Here is a 16,225-nt window from a genome sequence, read left to right as displayed (position 1 = left end):
GTCAATGCAGCTGCCAGTGCCCGGAGCGGACCTGGCCGAAGGCGTTCATGGCCTTCACCGCGGTGGGGGCCCCGGGGACGTGGGAGCCGTCACTGAACGACTGCATCGTGCCGAGTGTGCCGGCCAGGGTGATGAGCTTCTGCAGGGTGACCTGGTCATCGCGGAACTCCACCGCCGGAAGCCGGTGATACGCGTCCCGCAGGGTCTTGATGTGCTGCGTCAGCCGCTTCGTCGCCGAGTCCCGGTCGTGGTGGTACAGATCGTCGAGCGCGTAGAAGGTGACCTCACTGGTCCACAGACCCAGGCCGTGCACCGTCACCGTCTCCTCCGAGAGCGTGAACTCCTTGGCCAGGTCGAGGTGGTGGCTGCGGCTGTCCCGCGCGACGGTGTCCACGTACTGGACGGTCGCCGTGCCCAGGTCCGGCAGCTCGCGGCCCGGCGGCACGGCGAGTTCCAGGACGATCCAGTACGTCTCGTCGAAGGCGAGGTCGGGCGCGAAGATCCGGATGCCCTTCTCCTCGGTGATGATGTCGGGCAGCGCCTCGGTGCCGTAGTCCTCGCGCGCCCGGACGGCCGCGTGCCGGGCCTCGCGCAGCACCGCTGACCGAGCCCGTGGATCCGTGACCAGATCATGGCCGTACAGATGCCGGACCTCCACCCCGGGGTCGACGTCGAGCCTCAACTGGATGTTCACGGCGGCCAGATGGTCCCGTCTGCTCAGGTCGCCGAGCAGATCCTCCGCCACCTGGTCGGGCCGGGTCACGAAGGTCGAGTGACCGCCGGCGAGCCCCGCGAGCGCCGCCAGTTCCGGCATGCGCGCGTCGGTCCCGAAACCGAAGCAGGACAGGGTCAGGTCGCCGCGGATCCGGGCCGCGATGTTCCTGCGGATGGTGATCCAGTCCCGTTCGCCGGAGGTCGGGTCGCCGTCCGAGAAGAGATAGAGACAGTCGACCGTGCGCCCCCGTGCCGAGTGCCGGCCCAACTCGTCGATGCCGTACTGCACACCGAGGTTGATGTCCGTGCCGCCGCCTGCCGTCAGCTCGGACACCACCTGTGCGAAGCGTTCGGGCGGCAGATCCTGCCTGGCGACCGCGGGCAGGACGGTGCGCACACCGTGGTCGAACGTGATGATGCCCAGACAGTCCGTGGGACGCAGCTTGTCGTAAAGGGTTTGCAGCGACGCCTTCACGGTGTCGAGCTTCTCGCCCTGCATCGAGCCGCTGGTGTCCACGGCGAACACGAAGTTGACAGCGAGCGGCTCGGTCGCGGGAGCGTCGTCGGGGTGTCCCCCGCCCGCCTTGAGCGTGATCTCCAGGAAGTGGGTCGTCGCCTTGTTCGCCTTGAACTCCCCCTGAACCGCGGCCAGTCCGTGACTGACGGCGATACCTTCGTTCCGCCGGGGCCCGGGCACCTGATCGGTGCGGGCGGCGACGAAGTCGTCGAACCGGATCTGGTCCTGGCCGATGACGACGCCCTGCTCGATGAGGTCACGGACGCCCAGGAGGGACCGGGTGCCGAAGGCGTTGTTGCGGCGGATGAAGAGGCCGTCGTGGGGGAGGGGGAGGCTGGTGTCTCGGGGGTTGGACGGGCGGTGGGGCGGTGGGGAGGCGCCGGTGCTCTGGCGTGATGGGGGGCCGATTCGGCGGGGGGCGAGGGGAGAGGCGAGGCTGGTGTGGCGTTCCTGCACTCCAGTGCGGGATTTGAGGAACTCGCGCACTTCGAGGTCGTCCGACCCATCGCGCGAAGATCCGCGGACTCTGCGGCGCTCGAACCCTGCGCGCCGGCCCGCCGATCCCGAGGAGGCGTCGGGATCGGTCCTGTGAGCTGACATGGCACGCACCGGTTCACTCGGTTGCGGCCACAGGATCTCGCGCCCCTGCCGCAGCCACCGCCACAGCAAGCCGTCGGGGCTGTCCGGGTCCGGCGCGGTGATCTCGGGGTGGACGACGACCGTCACGGGCCAGGGGTGGAGCTGCACGAAAGCGCGGCCCAGGGTCCAGGCGGGGCCGGCGTCCGCCAGCACGTACGCGACGTGCAGACCGTGCCGTACGGCGAAGGCCCGGCCCTCGGTCTCACGCTGCGAGTAGGGTGTTTCGTCGCCCACCGGCCCGGTTCCCCGGGGTAGCTCGACCACCAGGAGCGCTTCCTGATGCCGGAGTGGCGGAGACGGAGGACGCGTTTCGTCGTCTGCCTCGGCGGTCTCGCCCAGCCGCAGAACCGCCCCGGAGTACAGAAGGCTCTGTAACGCGCCCCCGGGGTTCTGCGACGGGTCTTCCCCCGGTGTGCGGCCCGGATGAACCACGAGCGCGGCCTGTGGATGCGCCGCGAGCAGCGCATCGGCCTCCTCCACCGTCGTGGCCACCGGCAGCAGAGGAGTCAGTCCGCGCTCGGCCATCCGCCCCAGTGCCACCCTCTTCAGGTGCTCCGCCATCGGACCCGAGGCGTCCGCCACCGCCGGCGGCCCGACGTAGACAACGGCATTCGGCTTACTCGGCATGTGAATTCTCCGTGGTACGGGTGGGCAGTGGGCATCGGGCCTCCAACTGCGTGCGTGTGCGCACCCCGCCGCCGAACATTCCCTCGGCCCGCAACCGCCGCAGCCAGGCGTCGAGTTCGGCGCTGAGCCCCAGGTTCTCCTCGGCCAGCCGGGCGGCCTGGTCACGCCGCGCCGGGTCATTGGCCAGCAACAGCAGTTCGACCTTCAGCGCGATGCCGTACGGGTCCCGGCCGTTGAGCTTCAGCGCCTCGTCGACATAGCCGGACGCGACCTCGATGTTGGCGCGGGCAAGCGCGATCCGGGCCTTCCAGTACCAGAACTGCTCCGACTCCCGGTCCAGGCGCGATGCCTCCAGGGCCCGCTCCGCCCGGTCCGGCTCATCGGCCTCCACGTGCCTGCGCACCGTGGTGAGCGACCGTTCGGCCCCGTGGGCCGCGGCGGTGGGGCGGCGTGCCCCGGGCCCGTTGGTCACGCGCACGGCGATGAGCAGCACCGCCAGCAGGAACAAGAGGAGCATGCCGACGAGGACGACGAACTGGCGTACGGACTTGCTCTCGGCGAGCGTCGCGAAGATCCCGAGGATGGCGACGGCGAAGGCGAGCACGACGACCGCGCCGAAGAGCAGGGTGGCCTGGGAGGAAGTGAGCGTGCGGAACATCCGGTTGCGGATGATGTCGCGGACGAGGTCCCGGTAGAGCAGGTACAGGACGCCGAGAGCGACTCCGCCAAATCCCGCGATCCCCCCGAGGACTTGGAAGAGCTCGACCATGGAACGGACTGTACGGCGTGGGCCTGCCGCCCGGCAGGGGATTCACCGAGCCGCTACGGCCGGTCGCTGCCGAGTCCGGTGGGTGTGGGCGGACCGGATGTGATCGGATGGATCCGAAAGACATCCGCATCGAAAGGACCCATCGTGGCCACCACGCGCACCGCACACACCGTCTGGGAAGGCAACCTGCTCGAGGGCAAGGGCGTCGTCACCTTCGACTCCTCCGGCGCCATCGCCGAGCAGCCGGTGACGTGGGCGTCCCGCGCCCAGGACGCGAACGGCAAGACCAGCCCCGAAGAGCTGATCGCCGCCGCCCACTCCAGCTGCTTCTCCATGGCGCTGTCGCACGCCCTCGCGGGCGCCGGCACCCCGCCCACCAAGCTGCTCACCAACGCCGACGTCACCTTCCAGCCCGGCGAGGGCATCACCGGCATCCACCTCACGGTCGAGGGCACGGTGCCGGGCCTCGACAACGACGGTTTCGTCGCCGCCGCCGAGGACGCGAAGAAGAACTGCCCCGTCAGCCAGGCCCTCACCGGCACCACGATCACCCTGTCGGCCAAGCTCGCCTGACCGCACGACTGCGATCGCAGACCGTACGTCCCATTGACAAGAGCCCACTCAAGTTTTGTGCTGGAGTCCGGGAAGTGCCCTGGCGGAAGGGGACGGCGATGGGACGTGCGGTCGGTATCGATCTGGGGACCACGAACTCGGTGGTCGCGGTGTTGGAGGGCGGGGAGGCGACGGTCGTCGCCAACGCCGAGGGAGCGAGGACCACGCCCTCGGTCGTGGCCTTCGCCAAGAACGGCGAAGTACTTGTCGGCGAGGTCGCCAAACGGCAGGCCGTGACGAACATCGAGCGCACCGCGCGCTCGGTGAAACGCCACATGGGCAACACCGACTGGCGGTTCCCGGACACGGGCGCCATCGACGGAACGCGGTACCGCGCCCAGGAGTTGTCCGCGCGCGTGCTGCAGAAACTCAAGCGGGACGCCGAGGCCTATCTCGGCGAGGACGTCACCGACGCCGTGATCACCGTCCCCGCCTACTTCGACGACTCCCAGCGCCAGGCCACCAAGGAGGCCGGCGAGATCGCGGGCCTCAAGGTGCTGCGGATCATCAACGAACCGACGGCCGCCGCCCTCGCCTACGGCCTCGACCGCGGCGAGGAGCAGACCGTCCTCGTCTTCGACCTCGGCGGCGGCACCTTCGACGTCTCCCTCCTGGAGATCGGCGACGGCGTCATCGAGGTGAAGGCCACCAACGGCGACACCCATCTCGGCGGCGACGACTGGGACCAGCGGGTCGTCGACTTCCTGGTCAAGAAGTTCCAGGGGCAGTACGGCATCGACCTCGGCAAGGACAAGATGGCGCTCCAACGCCTGCGCGAGGGCGCCGAGAAGGCGAAGATCGAACTGTCCTCGTCCTCCGAGACGACGATCAACCTGCCCTACATCACCGCCTCCGCCGACGGCCCGCTGCACCTCGACGAGAAGCTGACCCGCGCCGCCTTCCAGGAACTCACCGCCGATCTCCTCGACCGCTGCAAGACCCCCTTCCACCAGGCGGTCAAGGACGCGGGCATCAAGCTCTCCGCCGTCGACCACGTGATCCTCGTCGGCGGCTCGACCCGGATGCCCGCCGTCACCGACCTCGTCAAGGAACTCACCGGCAAGGACCCGCACAAGGGCGTCAACCCCGACGAGGTCGTGGCGGTCGGCGCCGCCCTCCAGGCCGGAGTCATCCGCGGCGACGTCAAGGACGTCCTGCTCCTCGACGTCACCCCGCTGTCCCTGGGCATCGAGACCAAGGGCGGCATCATGACGAAGCTCATCGAGCGCAACACGACGATCCCGACCCGGCGTTCGGAGATCTTCACCACCGCCACCGACAACCAGCCCTCGGTCGGCATCCAGGTCTACCAGGGCGAACGTGAAATCGCCGCGTACAACAAGAAGTTGGGCGTCTTCGACCTCACCGGCCTGCCGCCCGCCCCGCGTGGCGTCCCGCAGATCGAGGTCGCCTTCGACATCGACGCCAACGGAATCATGCACGTCTCCGCGAAGGACCTGGCGACCGGCCGCGAACAGAAGATGACCGTCACCGGCGGCTCGGCCCTGGGCAAGGACGACATCGACCGCATGATGCGGGAGGCCGAGCAGTACGCGGACGACGACCGCAAGCGCCGCGAGGCAGCCGAGACCCGCAACCAGGCCGAGCAACTCGTCTACCAGACCGAGAAGTTCATCCACGAGAACGAGGAACGCGTCCCGGCCGACATCAGGTCCGAGGTCGAGGCGGCCGCCACCGAGGTGAAGAACCTCCTGGAACACAACGCCGACACCGCCGAGTTGCGCACCGCCGTCGAGAAACTCGCCACCGTCAGCCAGCGGATGGGCCAGGCGATGTACGCGCAGGCCGCCCAGCAGTCACCCACGGAGCAGACGGAGAACGCCGAGGAGCACACCTCCGCGCAGCAACAGGAGGAGGAAGGTGTCGTCGACGCGGAGATCGTCGACGACGAACGGGACGCGAAGGGTGGGGCGGCCTAGCTCACGGTCCGGTGGGTCGGGGCGGTCGGCAGGGTGGCGCAGACGGCGTCCAGGACGGAGGCGTACGGCGTGCCGAAGTCGGCCAGGCGGGCGCGGAGTCGGTCCAGGGCACCGCGGTGTTCGGAGAGGAGGTCGAGGTTGCCGGTGCGGGCCGTGAACTCCAGGACGGCGGGCAGGAAGTCCGGCAGCTCCTCCCCGGTGAACTCCAACTCGTGCGCCCGGTACAGCTCTTGGAAGCGGACCAGGGATATTCCGCGCCGCCGGGTGTCGCCGTCGTACCACCGGCTCAGGTACAGGCTGTGCCGGTCCTCGAAGTCGAAGACCTGGACGTAGTGCGCGGCCAGTTCCTGGGGCGGGGTGAGGGCCGCGTGGTCGACGAACTCCCGTAGTTGCGGGGCCGCTTCGCGCAGCAACGGGAGCCGGGCGCGGAAGTCGTCGTCGGGGAAGGTCAGGCAGAGCGCGGCCGCCTGGTACAGCACAGCGTCCGAGGGCATCAGACCTCCATCGTCGTCGTCCGGCCCGGCGGGCGGGGTCCGCGGGTCCGTCGCCTGCGCTCCCTTGCCCGCCCGTGGTGTCGAACCTAGGGCGGGGCAGGGGAGCGCACCCGCTCACAGCAGCCGTACGGGTCAGAGCCCGTGGACGTACGGGGGTCAGTGCTTGACGGCGACCCCGCCGTAGACCGGGACGACGCCCTCCGCCTGGGCGGCCACGTCCTCCGGCTCCGGCCGCCAGCCGTAGACCGAGATGACACCCGGGCCGAGCAGCTCCAGGCCGTCGAAGAAGCGCGAGAACTCGGCCAGCGAGCGCGGGTAGAACGGGGTGCCGCTGCGCCGGAAGTGCTCGGCGGCCTGCGCGATGGCCTCAGGGATGAGGTCGGGGGTGACCTGCGACAGCACCAGGTAGCTGCCCGGGGCGAGCACATCGACGTACCGCTTGATCAGGCCGTACACGTCGTCGCCGGCGGGGTCGTCGCCCAGATAGTGGGTGAGCGCGACCAGCGACAGCGCGACCGGCTGCGTGAAGTCGAGGGTCTCGCCGGCCAGCCGCAGGATCGTGTCCGGATCGCGCACGTCGGCGTGCACGTACTCGGTGCTGCCCTCGGCCGAGCCGTGCAGCAGCGCCTCCGCGTGCCGCAGCACGATCGGGTCGTTGTCCGCGTACACGACCTTCGCGTCCGGGGCGACACTCTGCGCCACCTGGTGCAGGTTCGGCTCGGTGGGGATGCCGGTGCCGATGTCCAGGAACTGGCGTATCCCGGCCTCGGCGGTGGTACGGGTCGCCCGGTGCATGAACCGGCGGTTGGCCCGCGCCCCGCGCACCGCGGTGTCGTCCGAGGCGAGGATCTTGCGCGCCAGCTCCTCGTCCACCGGGTAGTTGTCCTTGCCGCCGAGCCACCAGTCGTACACCCGCGCCGGATGCGGCCGACTGGTGTCGATACGGGTGGGCGCGGGTTCGGATCCGGTCATGCGGTGTCGTCTCCTCGGGAGTTCGGGTCGTCGTGCCGGGATGCGTGCTCAGAAGTTCTCGCGGTAGTCCCGCAGGATCTTCTTGGTGCGCTGGGCGGACGCGGCGTGCGCCGTCATGTGGTCGAGGACCTCCAGATGCGCGGAGACCTCGGCACGGGAGTCCAGATACAGGGCGCCGGTCAGGTACTCGGTGAACACCATGTCGGGCAGCTCCGGTTCGGCGAAACGGAACAGCGAGAAGGGGGCGTACGTCCCCGGGTGCGGGCCGCTCGCGAACTCGGCGACCTGGAGCGTGATCCGGTCGCGCTCGGCGAACTCCAGCAGTTTGTCGAGCTGTTCGCGCATGACCTCGCCGTGGATGCTCACCGGACGGCGCAGCACCGTCTCGTCCATGATCACCCACAGGTGCGGCGGACTGTCCCGCTCCAACAGCCCCTGCCGCGCCATCCGCAGGGACACATGCCGTTCGATCGTCTCCGGACCGGTCTGCCCGATCGTCCCGGCCTCCATCACGGCACGCGCGTAGGCCTCGGTCTGCAACAGGCCCGGCACGAAGTGCGGTTCGTACGAACGGATCAGCCCGGCGGCGCCCTCCAGGCTCACGTACAGACTGAACCACTCCGGCAGCACATCGTGGAACCGCTGCCACCAACCCGGCTGGTTCGCCTCCTCGGTGAGCGCGACGAACGAGGCCGCCTCCTCGTCGGGCACCCCGTACGTGGTCAACAGCACCTGGACGTACGGCACTTTCAGCGCGACCTCGGCCATCTCCATCCGCCGTACGGTCGCCGGAGCCACCCGCAGGACCTGCGCGGCCTCCTCGCGCTTGATGCCGGCCGCCTCACGCAACTCCTGCAGCCTTCTGCCCAGCACCACTTGACCCACCGTGGGTGCGGGCCGCCGCTCACTCACGCCACGCCTCCCCATACGCGCCGAAGTCTGGGGGCAGTGTGCCATGTTCCGGCCATTGTCTCAGCGGTTCGGGAGTGATCATCCGTCAGCCTCCGAGCGCGTGCAGGTACTTGGCGGTCGCGGGGTCGGCCGGAAGAAACGTCTCGATCGCCAACTCCGAGACCGTCACGTCCATCGGGGTGTTGAACGTGGAGATCGAGGAGACGAACGACAGCACCCGGCCCTCGTGCTCGATCCGCATCGGCAGCGCGAAGTACGGTACGGAACCGGCCAGTTCAGCCCCCTCGTCGACCACCTCCGGCACCGGATACGCCGCGACCTCCTCGTACAGCGCCCGCAACGGCTCGGAGCGGTGCAGGGCGATCTGCCGTTCCATCTGCGCGAGCAAATGCCCCCGCCATTCACCCAGATTGCGGATGCGCGGTGCCATGCCCTCGGGGTGCAGCGTCAACCGCATCGCGTTGAGCGGCGGTTGGAGCAGGGACTCCGGTACGCCGTCCAGGAGCATGGTGATGCCCCGGTTCGCCGCGACCACGTCGTAGACGGCGTCGACCACCAGCGCCGGATACGGCTCGTAGCACTGGATCAGCCGCTCCAGACCCTCACGCAACGCGTCCAATGCCGGGTCGTCCAGCGGGGTTTCCGGATAGTGCGGCGCGTAACCGGCCGCCAGCAGCAGGGAGTTGCGCTCCCGCACCGGCACGTCCAGATGCTCGGCCAGCCGCAGCACCATCTCCTCGCTCGGCCGGGACCGCCCCGTCTCGACGAAGCTGATGTGCCGCGCCGAGGAGTCGGCCCGCAACGCCAGCTCCAGCTGACTCACCCGCCGCCGCTCCCGCCAGGCACGCAGCAACGGTCCGATGCTCTTGCCCGCAGGGGTGGCGGCAGGAGTGTCGGTGCCGGTCGCGACAATGGTCATACGCCTGACCGTAGTCGAAGGAGCACGCACGTGAACGAGTTGAGGAACCCGTCCGGGGAAGCCACGGCGGTGTACCGGGCACGAGTCCGGGGCTGTCTGCTCGGCGGAGCGATCGGCGACGCCCTCGGCTACCCGATCGAGTTCACCTCCCTCGACCGCATCCGCGAGACCCACGGCCCGCGCGGGATCACCGGGTACGTGCCCGGCGAGTACGGAGCACTGGGCCTGATCAGCGACGACACCCAGATGACCCTGTTCACCGTCGAGGCACTGACGCAGGCCGTACGGCGCGAACGGGCGAAGGGCATCGGCGGCGCCTGGCCCGTGCTGCTGCGGCAGGCGTACGAGCGGTGGCTGGAGACCCAGTCGAAACCCGCACCCGCCGAAGACGTCGAGGGCGGTCTGCTCGCCGAGCCCTGGCTGTACGCCCGCCGCGCCCCCGGCAACGCCTGCCTGTCCGGAGTCGCCCAGGGGTACGCGCCCGAACCGTGGCTCGAACTCGACGGCACGCCGGGACCCGTCAACCCCGACTCCAAGGGCTGCGGCACGGTGATGCGCTCGGCCCCCTTCGGCCTGGGCACCACAGCGGAACTGGCCTTCGCCACGGCCGCCCGCGGCGCCCAGATCACCCACGGCCACCCCACCGGCTACTACGCGGCGGGCGCCTTCGCCGCGATCGTCGCGCACCTCGTCGCCGGGGACTCCCTCGAAGGCTCGGTCCTGCGCGCGCTACGACTCCTGGAGCGTCACCCCGCCCACGAGGAGACGTCGGCCGCCCTCCGCGCGGCCCTCGACCTGGCCGCCGAGGGCTCGCCCACCGCCGAGAAGGTCGAATCCCTCGGCGCGGGCTGGGTCGCCGAGGAGGCCCTGGCGATCGGCGTCTACAGCGCGCTGGTGGAGCGCGACGTGAAGGCCGCACTGCTCCTCGCCGTCAACCACTCCGGCGACAGCGACTCCACCGGCTCCCTCTGCGGCAACCTCCTCGGCGCCCGGCACGGCGACCACGGCCTGCCGCACACCTGGGTGCAGGGGGTCGAGGGCCGCGCCACGATCGCCGCCCTCGCCGACGACCTCGCGGCGCAATGCGTACCGGGCTGACCTCCGGGCACCCTTCTGACCAGGGACGCAGCCGCCCGCCTGTGGCACGCTGAAGAGGAACCCGATCCTGAGCCCGACCCGAAGCCCGACCCCGAGGAAGGAGCGAGGCCATGCCCGTCGCACCGCTGTCGCAGAAGGAGATCGAGGACCGCCTCGCGGAACTCCCCGGCTGGTCCGTCGACGCCGACCGCCTCACCCGCACCTACCGGCTCGGCTCCCACTTCGCGGCCACCGCGATGGTCGTCCACATCGCCCAGGTCCAGGAGGAACTCGACCACCACTCCGACCTCACCCTCGGCTACAACACGGTCTCCCTCACCGTGAACACCCACAGCGTGGGCGGCGCGATCACCGACCTGGACTTCCAACTCGCGCACAGAGTCGAGGACTTGGCACCGGGACACGGCGCGGGCTGACCGGACGGGAGCAGGACGGGAGAGGGAAGGGCAGGACGGAAGCGCGTGCTCGACTACGACAAGGAAGCCGACGCGTACGACGCGACCCGCGGCGGCGAGCCCCGCGCCGCCGCGGCGGCCGAAGCGGTACTGGGCCTCGTCCCGCAGCACGCCCGAAACCTCCTGGACGTGGCCTGCGGCACCGGCATCGTCACCCGCCGCCTGGCCGCTGCCCGCCCCGGGCTGCAGGTCACGGGCCTGGACGCGGCGCCGGCCATGACCCGCACAGCGGCGACAAGGCTTCCCGGCGCGATCCTGCTGGCGGACAGCCGCCAACTCCCCTTCCCCGACGGGGTGTTCGACGCCGTCTCCACCGTATGGCTGCTGCACCTGGTGGACGGCCCGGAGGAGGTCGGCGCGATCATCGCGGAGTGCGCGCGAGTACTACGACCCGGCGGCGTCTACATCACCACCGTCGACAAGGCAGCCGCCCACGACGTCGGCAGCGACATCGACACCGTCCTCGCCGCGCGCCCACGCCGCCCCGCCCAGGACCGCCCCGACCAAGTCCGCGCGTACGCCGCCGAGTACGGCCTCCACCCGGCCGGTACGGCCCGTTTCCGGGGCCATGGACAGGGCCGCAGCCCGCGCAGTACGGCCGCGGACCTGCGCCGAGGCTGGTTCACCATGCTGCCGCCCGGCGAACCGCTCACCGAACGGTTCGCCGCCCAACTGGAGTCGCTCCCGGACCAGGAACGGCCGCGCCCCGACCCGGAGTTCACGATCCTGGCCTTCAGGAAGCCCTCGGTCGGGTGAAGTCCATCGTCCAGTTGGTCACCCAGCTCGCCCCGTCGTCCACCGAGAACGCCTGCTCCCACCGAGCGCCGCTCTTGGAGACCCCCGACCACACGAACCGCACCCGCACGTCCTTCCCGTCGTGCGCGTCGTCGCCGTAGAACTCGCCCCGGCCGCCCACGAACTTCCCGGTCACCGGCGGGAACAGCCTGCCGCTGCTGCTCGACGACCAGTTCAGGGACCACTGTTCGGTCTCCCGGTCGAAGAGCCGCAGGGTCAGCCCCTTCGACCCCAGGTACGGCATGTCGATCTCGTCGACGTTCGCGGCGCCGTCGAAAAGGGGCCAGCAGCGGCTCGCGCCCCCGAACTCCTCCCAACCGCTGCCGGGTCGGAGGAAGTCGGTGAGGCGACGGTTCGCGACCTCCCACTCGCCGTGGAAGAAGTCGAAGTCGCGCGGGCTGCTCATGAGCGGTCTCCAGTGGTTCCGGCGGGCAGGGAGTCGGCCAAGTAGGCGTCCAGGTCCGGGACTTCGGGCGCGAGGAGGTGCCGTACCCAGGCGTCCCGCTCGTGCAGGATCGGCGGCAGCTCCCAGACGCAGCCGATCCACGGCAGGTCGGGCTTGACGAAGTGGGTGGGGTCGCGGTCGGGGCAGCCGAGCACCGGCTGGCCCGCCGACGCGCCCCGGAAGTGCAGAACGTTGTCCCACACCCAGCTGTACGCGTTCAGATAGGCGCCGTCGTCACCGCCCCGGTGCAGCACGACGAACGTGGCCGGCGGAGTGCCGTCCGGTTCCGGCAGCAGCTCGGGCAGGATCGCGTACGCCGCCTTCTCCACCTCGGGTGCGATCCCCGCCGGGTCGGCGGTGACGTGGTAGCGCTTGATGTACCGCCCGGCCACCTCGATCGGCGGTGGCACGGTCAGCAGTTTCTCCGTGAAGGGCATGGACGCGACGCTAAGGCCACTTCACTGACACCATATGTCAGTGAAGTCCAGCCGACTCGTCTCGATCCTGCTGCTGCTCCAGACCCGCGGCCGGATGACCGCCGCCCAGCTCGCCGAGGTACTGGAGGTCTCGGTCCGCACGGTCTACCGGGACGTCGAGGCGCTGAGCGCGGCGGGCATCCCGCTGTACGGCGACGCAGGTCACGCCGGCGGCTACCGCCTCCTCGACGGCTATCGCACCCGCCTGACCGGCCTCACTTCGGACGAGGCCGAGGCCCTGTTCCTCGCGGGCGTGCCGGGACCGGCCGCCGACCTGGGACTCGGCGCGGTCCTGGCCGCCGCCCAGCTGAAGGTGCGCGCGGCCCTGCCGGCCGAGCTGCGCGAGCATGCCGACCGGATCAGTGGCCGGTTCCACCTGGACGCGCCGGGCTGGTACGCGGACGCCGACGAGACACCGTTTTTGCATACAGTCGCCGACGCCGTATGGAATAGCCGTGTCCTGTATGCCATGTACCGGCGCTGGCGCGAACCGACCGACGTGGAGCGCCGACTGGAGCCGTACGGACTCGTACTGAAGGCGGGCCGCTGGTACGTCGTCGCCGGCCCCGGACCGCGCACCTTCCGCGTCGACCAGATCCTGGAACTCACCCCCTCCGCCTCGGACGAGGAGTTCACCCGCCCCGACGACTTCGACCTGGCCGCGTACTGGACCGCCCACCAACGGGACTTCCACGACCGCCTGTACCGGGGCGAGGCAGTGGTCCGACTGGCCCCCGGTGCGACCCTCGCCCGGGCGGCCCCCCTCAACGGACAGACGGAGCAGGACGGTTGGACCCTGATGTCGGTCCCCATCGAGTCCGTCGAGCACGCGCACGGCGAGTTCCTGCGCCTCGGCACGGACATCGAGGTCCTGTCACCGCCCGAACTGCGCGACCGGATCGCGCACACGGTGGCCGAACTGGCCGAAAGATACGGCAACTTGCTCACGGACAGCGGCGACTGAGGGCACGGAACCCGTCCGTCCTCCCAGGAGGTACGCCACGTGAGCCACCCGCACCCGCACGTGCACCCGCCCCACCACGACCGCGGACGAAGGGCCGTACTCTCCGCCCTCTCCGCCCCGCTCAGGCGACCGTGCAGGCCTGATCGCCCACCTTGAACGACGCCGGTTTCGTATTCACCCCCGCCCAACTCCCCGTGAACCCGAACCCCACCGACGACCCCGCGGCCACTGTCCCGTTCCAGCTCACGTTTCTCGCCGTCACCGCCGCGCCGGACTGGGTGTAGTCGGCGTTCCACAGCTGACCGATCTGCTGGCCGTCGGCGAACGACCAGCCAAGTGCCCAGCCGTTCCAGGCGGTTGAGCCGGTGTTCGTCAACTGCACATCAGCTTGGAAGCCGCCAGCCCACTGGTTCGTGATCCTGTATGTGACCGTGCAGGCGCCGGTCGGCGTCGGATCGGTACCGCCACCGCCCCCGCTGCCTCCATCGCCGTCGGAGGAGTCGCCGTAGACGATGCCGCGGCCGTTCGTCGACACGTACACCCGGCCGTACACCCGCGGGTCACCGGTGATCGCCGCACCGGTCCAACCCCACTGGTGGGCATCGTCGTTGATCCGGGTCCAGGTCGCGCCCTTGTCGGTAGAGCGGAAGATGCCGCGTACGCCGCCGATCCTCGCGCTGGTGTAGAGCGTCTGGTACGAGGCTCCCGTCGCCGCCTTGCCGAAGCCGATGGCGTCGGCCTGATCGACGTTGGCGAGTTTGGCGAAGGTGGCGCCGCCGTCCGTGGAATGCCATAGCCCGTACGCCCCGTCGCCGGCCCCACCCGCCAGCCAGACGTCCCCTTTCGTACCGGACAGCGCCTTGAAGCGCACACTGTCACCGCTGGGGAGGCCGGTCGCGGAGGATGCCGTGAAGGTCGCGCCGCCGTCCGAACTGACGTAGAACTTGCCGGACTTGAAACCGTAGAAGGTCTTCGCGTCGACCCGGTCCGCCTCGACGATCGCGCCCGCCGGGATACCACTCGATGCCGACCAGGACGAGCCGAAGCCCGTCGTGTACTGCACACCCGCACCCGCCGGACTCCACACGAACCGACTCCCGTCGGCCGCCGCCGCGACGGTCCCGCCCCCGCTGACGCCCGAAGGGTCGGTCCCCGCGAACCAGTTGGCGCCGTTGTCCGTCGAGAACGCGATGTGCGGCCCCGAGTCCACATTGCCCACCCGCACCACCGTGTTCGGGTTGGTCTCCGCGAAGTCCAGGCTCGTGGTCGTGGTGAAGGTCGGCGAAGTGAACATCGTCGAGGGGACCTTGGTCAGGTCCGTGTGCCGGAACCCGCCGATGTCGCCCAGCGCGCTGAGGAGTTGGGCCCCGCCGGACGGGGGAGCGGCGAGGTCCTCGACGGCCGTCTCCTCCAGCCCCTGCACCATCGGCTTCACGGTGAACTGGCCGCCGCTGTCCCAGTTCGTCAGGTTCTCGGTGCCATAGAGCGTCGCACCCGTCCCGTACATCATCCGGTTCGAGTCGAACGGGTCGATCTCCAACGACTCGGTCATCCAGCCGAGTTTCGGGGCCTGTTCGGGCGGCGACGGATTCGCCCCGAAGGTCAGCCAGGGCGAGGACGACACGTCGATGGTGTAGCGGTTCGAGCGGTTGGGATAGGACGTGTAGTCCCACGCCTTCGTCCAGGTACCGCCGCTGTCCGTGGAGCGGAAGATCTGCGTGTCCGGCCACCACGAGCTGTACGCCGTCGCCATCACAGTCCCGGGATGCTGCCGGTCCACGGTCAGACCGCTGAAGCCGTAGTAGGTGTCGGCCTCGGCGACCGGGCTGATGTTCGTCCAGGTGCCGGTCGCGGTCGCGTACCGCCACACCTGACCCTTGCCGCCGTCGTACGGCCCACCCTTGTCGCTGTATGCGATGTACAGATAACCGTTGACCGCATCCAGTACACCCTTGTGCGCCAGATACCCGGTGGGCTGCCCGGCCACCCGCGACCACGTCGCACCCGCGTCCGTCGACCGGTAGACGGCGTTGGCCTGGTCGGCGACACCGACATAGATCGTCCTGGTCGCGCTGCCGGACGTACCCGTCGACTCGTCGAAGGTGACCCACACGATGCCCTGGTTGTCGCTCGCGTAGCCGCTGGTGTCGGTCGGATCCTGCACGTAGTTGCCGACGTCGGGGAAGTTCGTCACCTGCGACCAGGTGACCCCGGAGTCAGTGGACCGCCACAACCCCTTCCCACTCGGCGCACCCAGATACAACACGCTGTCCTTGTTGGGATCGACGGCCAGCCGCTCACCCATACCGCGCCCCGGCATGTTCCCGCCGAGCTTGAACGGAAGATCGGTCTTCTGCCAACTCGCGCCCCGGTCACCGGACCTGAGCACGGCCCCGTTCGTAGGATCCCAACTGTTCGTGTACGTACCGACAGCCGCGTACACCTTGTCCGGATCGACCGAGTCGGACGCGAGACTCACCACACCGGTGTGCCCCCACTCGTCCCACCCGACCGAGTCCAACAACGGAGTCCAGGTCTTCGTCGACTCCTGCCACCGGTAGGCGCCGCCGATGTCGGTACGGGCGTAGGCGAGGTTCTTCTCCTTCCGGTTGAAGACGATGCCGGGTACGAATCCGCCGCCGTCGATACGGGCGTTGTGCCAGGTGTAGCTGTCGGCCGCGAGCGCCGTCGCCTTCGGCGCACTCGCGGCAAGAGCGGACGGACTGCCCGCCAACAGGCCGGCGGCGAGGGCGAGTACGGCCGTGAGGATACGAGTTCTTCGCACGATGGAGTCCTCTCCTTGCGGGGTGGAAAGGCGAGAGGACCGGGCGACCCCCAGTGCGGGTGGGGGTCGCCCGGCGGTTCCTTGAATGAGCC

General features: G+C 69.8%; 15 protein-coding genes. 6 read left to right on the top strand and 9 right to left on the bottom strand.

Annotation, left to right across the window (positions count from 1 at the left end):
• Nucleotide 1 precedes the first annotated feature (1 nt).
• Nucleotides 2-2,497, bottom strand: coding sequence for a VWA domain-containing protein (locus tag OO70_RS19635; protein WP_043672306.1), 2,496 nt, complete (start codon nucleotides 2,495-2,497; stop codon nucleotides 2-4).
• A complete protein-coding gene (locus OO70_RS19630) occupies nucleotides 2,487-3,266 on the bottom strand; it encodes a tetratricopeptide repeat protein (protein ID WP_234336872.1) in 780 nt (259 codons plus the stop codon). Before OO70_RS19630 ends, OO70_RS19635 begins: the two co-directional genes overlap by 11 nt.
• Before the next feature lie 144 nt (nucleotides 3,267-3,410).
• Here OO70_RS19630 and OO70_RS19625 point away from each other — a divergent pair, with 144 nt between their 5' ends.
• Both OO70_RS19625 and dnaK read left to right on the top strand, forming a co-directional pair.
• The gene (locus OO70_RS19625) at nucleotides 3,411-3,839 is read left to right on the top strand and encodes an OsmC family protein (RefSeq protein WP_043672303.1); all 429 of its coding nucleotides are present in this window, start codon (nucleotides 3,411-3,413) and stop codon (nucleotides 3,837-3,839) included.
• 98 nt (nucleotides 3,840-3,937) lie between these two features.
• On the top strand, nucleotides 3,938-5,818 hold the full coding sequence (dnaK, locus tag OO70_RS19620) for a molecular chaperone DnaK (RefSeq protein ID WP_043672300.1): 1,881 nt from the start codon (nucleotides 3,938-3,940) through the stop codon (nucleotides 5,816-5,818).
• Here dnaK and narJ read toward each other — a convergent pair.
• The 4 genes from narJ to OO70_RS19600 form a co-directional block, all read right to left on the bottom strand.
• Nucleotides 5,815-6,312, bottom strand: a complete 498-nt coding sequence (gene narJ, locus OO70_RS19615; protein ID WP_043672297.1) for a nitrate reductase molybdenum cofactor assembly chaperone — start codon at nucleotides 6,310-6,312, stop codon at nucleotides 5,815-5,817. The two genes, dnaK and narJ, sit on opposite strands and share 4 nt — an antisense overlap.
• A 156-nt stretch (nucleotides 6,313-6,468) precedes the next feature.
• Entirely contained in the window at nucleotides 6,469-7,284 is an 816-nt protein-coding gene (locus OO70_RS19610; protein WP_043672295.1) for an SAM-dependent methyltransferase, read from the bottom strand.
• Nucleotides 7,285-7,332: 48 nt separating this feature from the next.
• Complete coding sequence (locus OO70_RS19605) at nucleotides 7,333-8,196, bottom strand: helix-turn-helix domain-containing protein (RefSeq protein WP_043672292.1); 864 nt, start codon at nucleotides 8,194-8,196, stop codon at nucleotides 7,333-7,335.
• A gap of 85 nt (nucleotides 8,197-8,281) precedes the next feature.
• Nucleotides 8,282-9,115: a helix-turn-helix domain-containing protein gene (locus OO70_RS19600; protein WP_043672290.1), complete on the bottom strand. Its 834-nt coding sequence runs from the start codon at nucleotides 9,113-9,115 to the stop codon at nucleotides 8,282-8,284.
• Between the two features lie 30 nt (nucleotides 9,116-9,145).
• On the opposite strand from OO70_RS19600, the gene OO70_RS19595 reads away from it, so the two are divergent.
• The 3 genes from OO70_RS19595 (at nucleotide 9,146) to OO70_RS19585 (ending at nucleotide 11,424) form a co-directional block, all read left to right on the top strand.
• Nucleotides 9,146-10,213 carry an ADP-ribosylglycohydrolase family protein gene (locus OO70_RS19595; protein ID WP_043672288.1) on the top strand — a complete coding sequence of 356 codons (1,068 nt, stop codon included), beginning with the start codon at nucleotides 9,146-9,148 and terminating at the stop codon, nucleotides 10,211-10,213.
• Between the two features lie 110 nt (nucleotides 10,214-10,323).
• The gene (locus OO70_RS19590; RefSeq protein WP_043672286.1) at nucleotides 10,324-10,629 is read left to right on the top strand and encodes a 4a-hydroxytetrahydrobiopterin dehydratase; all 306 of its coding nucleotides are present in this window, start codon (nucleotides 10,324-10,326) and stop codon (nucleotides 10,627-10,629) included.
• 45 nt (nucleotides 10,630-10,674) lie between these two features.
• Nucleotides 10,675-11,424: a class I SAM-dependent methyltransferase gene (locus OO70_RS19585; RefSeq protein ID WP_043672284.1), complete on the top strand. Its 750-nt coding sequence runs from the start codon at nucleotides 10,675-10,677 to the stop codon at nucleotides 11,422-11,424.
• Here OO70_RS19585 and OO70_RS19580 read toward each other — a convergent pair.
• Together OO70_RS19580 and OO70_RS19575 are read right to left on the bottom strand one after the other, a co-directional pair.
• Complete coding sequence (locus tag OO70_RS19580; RefSeq protein ID WP_043672282.1) at nucleotides 11,402-11,869, bottom strand: hypothetical protein; 468 nt, start codon at nucleotides 11,867-11,869, stop codon at nucleotides 11,402-11,404. The two genes, OO70_RS19585 and OO70_RS19580, sit on opposite strands and share 23 nt — an antisense overlap.
• On the bottom strand, nucleotides 11,866-12,345 hold the full coding sequence (locus OO70_RS19575) for a hypothetical protein (protein WP_043672280.1): 480 nt from the start codon (nucleotides 12,343-12,345) through the stop codon (nucleotides 11,866-11,868). Before OO70_RS19575 ends, OO70_RS19580 begins: the two co-directional genes overlap by 4 nt.
• Nucleotides 12,346-12,385: 40 nt before the next feature.
• On the opposite strand from OO70_RS19575, the gene OO70_RS19570 reads away from it, so the two are divergent.
• Entirely contained in the window at nucleotides 12,386-13,348 is a 963-nt protein-coding gene (locus tag OO70_RS19570) for a helix-turn-helix transcriptional regulator (RefSeq protein WP_043672841.1), read from the top strand.
• Nucleotides 13,349-13,469: 121 nt separating this feature from the next.
• On the opposite strand, the gene OO70_RS19565 is transcribed toward OO70_RS19570, so the two are convergent.
• The gene (locus OO70_RS19565; RefSeq protein ID WP_043672278.1) at nucleotides 13,470-16,133 is read right to left on the bottom strand and encodes a cellulose binding domain-containing protein; all 2,664 of its coding nucleotides are present in this window, start codon (nucleotides 16,131-16,133) and stop codon (nucleotides 13,470-13,472) included.
• Nucleotides 16,134-16,225 lie beyond the last annotated feature (92 nt).

This window comes from Streptomyces xylophagus (genome assembly GCF_000716435.1).
In the GTDB taxonomy this organism is placed as follows: Bacteria; Actinomycetota; Actinomycetes; order Streptomycetales; family Streptomycetaceae; genus Streptomyces; species Streptomyces xylophagus.
This window is presented reverse-complemented; position numbering and strand designations above follow the sequence as displayed.